The following is a 6,136-nucleotide window of genomic DNA, read 5'->3' on the forward strand; positions in this document are numbered from 1 at the left end:
CCGTCCACCACAGCCGCCGTCGGCTTGTCGCGTCGCCTTTCCCGACGATCACGCTTTCGATCGGCGGGAAAGGCGACGCGACGAGCCGACCCTCAGGGCGGCCGAGCCGCGACGCCGGAGGCGGCGCCGTCCAACACAGCCGCCGCGACGGAGTCGCGGCCGTCCAACACGGTCGTTGTCCACCGCCTGTCGCGGTGGACAGCGACCTTGTCTGGTTCTAGCGTTCTTTATCGTGACCACGCCGCAGGACGAACCCGACGAGGCCCGGCAGCAGCCGATTCCCCCGCCGCCCCCGTTGAGCGAGTCCGAGCTGTCCGGCTCCTCCACCGCCGCCCGGCCGCCGGTCCCGAACGAGGTCCGGATCGCGTTCTGGATCTGGGTCGCGGGTGCGGCGTTGTTCCTGCTCAGCGCGGTCTACACGTTGACCCAGCGGGACCAGTTCGTGGAAGCGGTGCGGCAGACGCCGGAGGCGCAGGGGTTGTCGCCGGAGGCGTTCGACGCGGCGGTGACCGCCAGTTGGATGCTGGCCGTGGTCGCGAGCGCGGTGCTCGGCGGGCTTTTCGTGCTGTTCGCCTACCAGGTGCGGGCGGGCAAGGGGTGGGCGCGGGTGGTGCTGGCCGTGTTGACCGCGGCGGTGCTGCTGTTCGTGCTGTTCGGGCCGTCGCTGCTGGGCCTGCTGATCGCGCTGATGAGCGTGGTGGCCGTGGTCATGCTGTACATGCCGAACGCCAAGGAGTACTTCGACGCGGTGAAGCGGTCCCGGTGACCGAGCAGCCTCCCACGACCGCCCGGGCCGCGGTCGCGATCTGGTACGCGCTGGCCGTGTTCGGCGTCATCAACGTGGCCTACCTGTGGATCCGCCGCGACGCGCTGGAGGAGGCCGCCGCGCGGGAGGGGTTCGCCGCCGGCGCGGTGACTGCGCTGTTGCTCCAGCTCACCGCGGTCGCGGTGGTGTTCGGGGCGGGGTACGTCGGGTTCGGGCGGATGCTGCGGCTGGGCCGGCGGTGGTCCCGTCGCGCGCTGACCGCGGTGGCGCTGCTGCACGTGCTGTGGCTGCTGCTCTCCGGGTCCGCCAGCGCGAACCTGGTGGTGGTGCTGCTCATCGTCGCCGGATGTGTGCTCACCTGGCTGCGCGGTACGGCACAGTGGGTGGAGCAGCACTAGCCCCCGGAGCCGACCATGCCCGAGCCAGACCCGTTCGCCTCGCCGTTCCACCACGTCCGGCTGCCCGGCGAACCGGAGCCGACCACCGGGTACGGCTACCTGGGGCCGATGCCCGGAGCCCCCGAGCCGTCCACCAACCCGTACGCGGCGCCGAACTACCCGGTGCCGACCGCGTACCCGTACGTGTCGGCGGGCAGCGTGCACATCACCGCGCTGGAGCGGCCGGTCGCGCTGCTGGTGGCGTCGTGGAGCTGGCTCGTGGCGACCGTCCTGGTGGTCATCGTGCTGCCGGGGCTGTTCTTCGTCTTCCCGGACGTGCTCGCCGACGAGCTGTACGAGGACTCCCAGGCCGACATCGAGCCGATGACCCGGGCCGAGGCCGAGGTCGTCGCCCAGCTGACGCCCATGTTCTTCGTGGCGATCTTCGTGGTCCTGGCGGTCCCATACGTGATCGCGGCGATCAAGCTGCGCGGCGGGCGGAACTGGCCGCGGGTGCTGCTCGCCGTGCTCGGCGCGGTGGGCGCGGTGTTCGGGTTGGGCATGTTGACGGCGTTCGCGACCGGGTCGATCCCGTACGTGAACTGGCTCGTGGGCACGGTGTGGGCGCTGCTGTTCCTCGGGGCCGTGTTCCTGGGCATAGTGGCGATGTTCGTCCCGCCGGCCAACGCCTACGTGAGAGCGGTGAGCGCCCGATGACCCAGCCGCCGTACGGAGGACCGGGGCAGCCCTGGGACCCGCAGCAGCACTACCCGCAGGCCGGGCAGGTCGAGCACGGCTTCCCCGCCATGCGCGGCGTCGACCAGCAGACCACCCGGGTGGTCCGGCCGCCGGTGGTCGCCGTCGGGTTCGTGCTGTGGCTGCTGGCCGCGCTGGCCTGGCCGCTGGGCTCGATCGTCCGGATCTCGGTCGAGGACGGCACGTTCGAGGGCTTCGGACCGATCATGTCGCTGTTCGTGTCCGGGTGCCTGTTCATCGGCGGCCTGTGGGGCGCGATCGCGTTCTACGGCGGCAGCTACTACGCCCGGATCGCGCTGTGCGGCGGGTCGCTGGTGGTCGGCGTGCTGGCGGTGGCGGCGGCCCTGGTCGCGGCCCGCGGCGACCTCGACGAGCCGTTGTCGTGGGTGGTCATCGTGGCGCGGCTGGTGCTGCCCGCGGTGGCGGCCGCGGTGAGCTTCCTGCCGGGCACCCGGCACTGGTTCGCGGGGAACCTCGGCTAGTGGAGCAGCCCGTCCTGTACGCCGAGCCCGGCGCGTCCTGGTGGCCGCTGCTGTGGGGGCCGGTGTTCGTGCTGGTGGGGGTGCTGGTGGAGGCGGTCACCGGCGGCGTGTGGTTCGCGCTGTGGGCGGTCGTCGGGCTGGTGCTGACCTGCTGCGCAGCGCTGTGGGTGGCCGGGCGGCGGCGCGTCTACGGCGTGCGGCTCACGCCCGTGGCGCTGCGCCTGGGCCAGGAGGAGTTGCCGGTCCGCGACATCGCCGAGGTCGACGGCGTCGAGCCGCGCGCGGGCGCGAAGGTGCTCGGCGGCGGGTGGACCGTGCCGCGCGGGACCTCCGAGGTGCCGATCCGGCTCCAGGACGGGACCGTGGTCACCGCGTGGGCACGCGACGCCGACGCGCTGCGCGGGGCCGTCCACCGCCTGCTGTCGCACCGGACGTGAGAGGCTAGCCCACCGTGACGACTCTTCCCGGGCTGCACCAGCCGAAGCGCGCGATCGTCGCGGGCGTCGAGGTGGCGGCGGCGGTGGCGCTGGCGTTCGCGGTCGCGTGGTGCTGGGACCGGGGTGTCCTGCGCTACAGCTACCCGGTCGCCGACGGCGCGCCCCTGGAGTCCACGCGCTACCTCGGCAACTGGATCGGCGCGGCGATCGGCCTGGCCACGCTGGGCGGCGTGCTGCTGCTCGACGCGGGCCGCCAGCTGCTGCTCGCGGTCCGTGCGCGTGGTCGGAAGCAGGCCGATCCGCCGGACGTGTGAGACTGGGGGGCGTGACTTCGACGCGATCCCAGGCGCTGTTCGAGCGCGCGGCGGCGGTTATCCCCGGTGGCGTCAACTCGCCGGTCCGGGCCTTCCACTCGGTGGGCGGCACGCCCCGGTTCATGGTGCGCGGCGAGGGCCCGCACCTGTGGGACGCCGACGGCAACCGGTACGTCGACCTGGTCTCCTCCTGGGGCCCCATGATCCTCGGCCACGCCCACCCGGCGGTGGTGGACGCGGTGCGCGCGGCGGCCGTCGGCGGCCTGTCGTTCGGCACGCCCACCGAGGGCGAGATCGAGCTGGCCGAGGAGATCATCGACCGGGTCGCGCCGGTCAACCAGGTCCGGCTGGTCAACTCCGGCACCGAGGCCACCATGAGCGCCATCCGCCTGGCCCGCGGGTACACCGGCCGGCGCAAGGTGGTGAAGTTCGCGGGCTGCTACCACGGGCACGTGGACGCGCTGCTCGCCCAGGCCGGGTCCGGCGTGGCCACGCTCGGGCTGCCCACGTCGCCGGGCGTCACGGGTGCGCAGGCCGCGGACACGATCGTGCTGCCGTACAACGACCTGGAGGCCGTGCGGAAGGCGTTCGAGGAGAACCCCGACGAGATCGCGTGCGTGATCACCGAGGCGGCGGCGGGCAACATGGGCGCGGTCGCGCCCAAGCACAACGCCGAGCTGCTGGAGCTGTGCCACGAGCACGGGGCGCTGCTGGTCATGGACGAGGTGATGACCGGGTTCCGGGTGTCGCGCTCGGGCTGGTTCGGGCTGGAGAACGTGCCCGGCGACCTGTACACGTTCGGCAAGGTCATGTCGGGCGGCCTGCCCGCGGCGGCGTTCGGCGGCCGGGCCGAGATCATGGCCCGCCTGGCCCCGTCCGGGCCGGTCTACCAGGCCGGGACGCTGTCCGGGAACCCCGTGGCGGTGGCGGCCGGCCTGGCCACGCTGCGCGCGGCGACCGACGACGTCTACCTGAAGCTGGACGCCAACGCGACCCGGCTGGGCGCGCTGTTCACCACGGCGTTGAGCGAGGCCGGGGTCGCGCACCGCGTGCAGTTCGCCGGGAACCTGGTGAGCGTGTTCTTCACCGAGGACGAGGTCACCGACTACGCCGGCGCCCAGGCCGCCCAGACCTGGCGCTTCCCCCCGTTCTTCCACGCCCTGCTGGAGCGCGGCGTCTACCCGCCGCCCAGCGCGTTCGAGGCGTGGTTCGTCAACGCCGCCATGACCGAGGAGGACTTCGCGGTGATCGCCGAAGCCCTGCCCCACGCCGCCCGCGCCGCCGCGGAGGCGAAGCAGTGAGCCGCACCGTCGTCCACATGCTCCGGCACGGCGAGGTGCACAACCCGACCGGCATCCTCTACGGCCGCCTGCCCGGCTTCAAGCTGTCGGAGCGGGGGCAGAAGCAGGCCCTGACCGTCGCGGAGCACTTGCGGGACCACGACATCGTCCACGTCGTCGCGTCCCCTTTGGACCGTGCACAGCAGACCGCCGCGCCCATCGCCGACTCGCACCGGTTGGAGCTGGCGACGGACGAGCGGTTGATCGAGGCGGACAACCAGTTCGAGGGCCTGAAGGTGGCCGTGGGGGACGGCGCGCTCCGGTCGCCCAAGCACTGGCCGAAGCTGGTCAACCCGTTCCGCCCGTCGTGGGGCGAGCCGTACCTGGAGATCGCCCACCGGATGCTGGGGGCCGTGCAGCGGGCGCGCCTGGCGGCGGAGGGTCATGAGGCGGTGTGCGTGTCCCACCAGCTGCCGATCTGGACCCTGCGGAGGTTCCTGGAGGGCAAGCGCATGTGGCACGACCCGCGCCGGCGCGAGTGCTCCCTGGCGTCCCTGACCAGCCTGGTGTTCGAGGGCGAGGAACTGGTCAAGCTGGTCTACACGGAGCCGGTGGGCGCGACCAACCCGAGGGTGACCGGGGCATGAAGCGGCTCCTGCTGGTCCTGCTCCTGGTCGTCACCGGCTGCTCGACCGGTGACGACGCGGTGGTCGCGGGCTCGGACTTCCAGCTCGTCGCCCCGGCCGGCCAGGTCCGGATCCGGTACGACGCGGCCGACCGCAAGGTCGTGCGCGGCCTGAACGGCCCGGACGTGCGGGACGGCTCGAAGACGGTCAGCCTGGACGACTACGCGGGCAAGGTCGTGGTGGTCAACATCTGGGGTTCGTGGTGCCCGCCGTGCCGGACGGAAGCCCCCGAGCTGCAGAAGGTCCAGGACGAGCTGGGGACCGACGTGCAGGTGCTCGGCGTCGCGGTGAAGGAGAGCTCCACCGACGGGCCGCGGGACTTCCTGGCCAACCGGCAGTTGTCGTACCCGTCGATCTACGACGAGTCGGGGCGGTCGATCCTGGTGTTCAAGGGGTTGCCGCCGAACGCGGTGCCGTCGACCTTCGTGCTGGACAAGCAGCACCGCGTGGCGGCGGTGTTCCTGGTCGGGGTCATCGCCTCCGACATCACGCCCATCGTGAAGGAGCTGGCGGCGGAGTAACGGCTCGTCGTTCCGCCGCGCAGCGGCTGCTTTTCGCTTTCGCCGCGCTCCGCGCGGCGGGCTGGCCATCAGCCATAGGCGGGCTTCGGTTCCCCCACCGTATGGCCTGCCCTCCCTCATCGGCGGCCTCCAGGCCGCCCTTGATCTTGAGAGCGCGTCAGCGCGTTCGAGCTTGAGAGCGCGTCAGTGCTGTTCAAGAGCGCGAAGCGCGTTCATTCTCCAGCAGCGCGGAGCGCGTTGCGTCTACACGCGCGAAGCGTGGATTTGAGCAGGTGAGCGCCGGTTTAAAGATCAAAAGCGCCTCGCCGGCGGGCGAGCCGCCAAGGATGACACAACTGCAAGAGCGGGGCTTCTTGCTTGTGTCATCCCCGCATGACCCGGCAAAGCCGACCACAGATTTCCCGGGTGCCGCTGAAAACTTTTGCTCGTTCCTCGCAAAACTTTTTGGCTGCACCCGGGAAATCTGTGGTAGCCCTTCGGGCGGGCCATACGGGGATGACACAAGCAAGAAGCCCGG

Annotated in this window: 10 protein-coding genes; all 10 read left to right on the forward strand. The window is 71.8% G+C overall.

Features of this window, described 5'->3' with window-relative positions; all coding sequences use genetic code 11:
- Positions 1-232: 232 nt before the first annotated feature.
- Positions 233-766 carry a hypothetical protein gene (locus RIN75_RS43690; RefSeq protein ID WP_309118003.1) on the forward strand — a complete coding sequence of 178 codons (534 nt, stop codon included), beginning with the start codon at positions 233-235 and terminating at the stop codon, positions 764-766.
- Positions 763-1,164 carry a hypothetical protein gene (locus RIN75_RS43695; RefSeq protein ID WP_309118004.1) on the forward strand — a complete coding sequence of 134 codons (402 nt, stop codon included), beginning with the start codon at positions 763-765 and terminating at the stop codon, positions 1,162-1,164. Before RIN75_RS43690 ends, RIN75_RS43695 begins: the two co-directional genes overlap by 4 nt.
- Before the next feature lie 15 nt (positions 1,165-1,179).
- Positions 1,180-1,860: a hypothetical protein gene (locus RIN75_RS43700; protein ID WP_309118005.1), complete on the forward strand. Its 681-nt coding sequence runs from the start codon at positions 1,180-1,182 to the stop codon at positions 1,858-1,860.
- Positions 1,857-2,381 carry a hypothetical protein gene (locus RIN75_RS43705; RefSeq protein WP_309118006.1) on the forward strand — a complete coding sequence of 175 codons (525 nt, stop codon included), beginning with the start codon at positions 1,857-1,859 and terminating at the stop codon, positions 2,379-2,381. Before RIN75_RS43700 ends, RIN75_RS43705 begins: the two co-directional genes overlap by 4 nt.
- Positions 2,381-2,818, forward strand: coding sequence for a DUF3093 family protein (locus tag RIN75_RS43710; protein ID WP_309118007.1), 438 nt, complete (start codon positions 2,381-2,383; stop codon positions 2,816-2,818). Before RIN75_RS43705 ends, RIN75_RS43710 begins: the two co-directional genes overlap by 1 nt.
- 14 nt (positions 2,819-2,832) lie before the next feature.
- Positions 2,833-3,132 carry a hypothetical protein gene (locus tag RIN75_RS43715; RefSeq protein WP_309118008.1) on the forward strand — a complete coding sequence of 100 codons (300 nt, stop codon included), beginning with the start codon at positions 2,833-2,835 and terminating at the stop codon, positions 3,130-3,132.
- Between the two features lie 11 nt (positions 3,133-3,143).
- On the forward strand, positions 3,144-4,433 hold the full coding sequence (gene hemL / locus RIN75_RS43720; protein ID WP_309118009.1) for a glutamate-1-semialdehyde 2,1-aminomutase: 1,290 nt from the start codon (positions 3,144-3,146) through the stop codon (positions 4,431-4,433).
- Positions 4,434-4,450: 17 nt separating this feature from the next.
- Positions 4,451-5,059 carry a histidine phosphatase family protein gene (locus RIN75_RS43725; RefSeq protein WP_309118012.1) on the forward strand — a complete coding sequence of 203 codons (609 nt, stop codon included), beginning with the start codon at positions 4,451-4,453 and terminating at the stop codon, positions 5,057-5,059.
- Complete coding sequence (locus RIN75_RS43730; RefSeq protein WP_309118010.1) at positions 5,056-5,619, forward strand: TlpA disulfide reductase family protein; 564 nt, start codon at positions 5,056-5,058, stop codon at positions 5,617-5,619. The genes RIN75_RS43725 and RIN75_RS43730 overlap by 4 nt, the downstream gene beginning before the upstream one ends.
- A 272-nt stretch (positions 5,620-5,891) precedes the next feature.
- A partial coding sequence (locus RIN75_RS43735; protein WP_309118011.1) for a hypothetical protein occupies positions 5,892-6,136 on the forward strand: 245 nt, incomplete at its 3' end.

This window comes from Saccharothrix sp. (assembly GCF_031180885.1).
GTDB lineage: Bacteria > Actinomycetota > Actinomycetes > Mycobacteriales > Pseudonocardiaceae > Actinosynnema.